This is a genomic window from Bacillus sp. LR--39 (assembly GCF_053613335.1).
On sequence record NZ_JBSIOT010001199.1, the window covers coordinates 1 to 603 of the forward strand.

1 pseudogene is annotated in these 603 nt (G+C 47.9%); it reads right to left on the bottom strand.

Annotated features, from left to right (window positions below):
• Window positions 1–603, bottom strand: a pseudogene (locus tag ACWHAR_RS29410) (glutamate synthase-related protein); the annotation flags it as partial.

Here is a 603-nt window from a genome sequence, read left to right on the forward strand (position 1 = left end):
ATATAAGAGAAAAGCTCATCCAATTCTTCAGGATGCCCTGCGACCAGTTTGATGCCGACTGGCTTTTGTCCGACATCTCTAAGTTTTTCAATAAAGTCGAGCATTTCAGGAGGGTTTGAGAATTCATAAAAGCGGTTCGGGCTGTCAATCGACTTTCCAGGTTCGACATTCCGAATATCTGCCACTTCCTCTGATACTTTGGCGCCGTCCACATGGCCGCCGCGGGTTTTCGCTCCTTGTGCCAGCTTTAGCTCAAACGCTTTAATCTGGTCAATCCTGCTTTTTCTTTTAAATTCCTCCCACGAAAATTCCCCGTTTCTTTTGCGTACGCCGAATAGGCCCGGTCCGATTTGGCAAATGATATCGGCGCCGCCCTTTAAGTGATACTCAGACAATCCTCCTTCACCTGTATTCATCCAGGTTCCGCCTGCCTGATGGAGCCCTTTTGAGAGCGCCGTAACAGCCCGTTCTCCAAGAGAACCGTAGCTCATGGCAGACTGGCCGACTAAGCCCTTCACATAAAATGGCTTCTCACATCGGCATGCTCCTTGCGTTTGAACAGATTGTCAGGATCCATTTTATAGATTTGGGTTTCAATTTTTG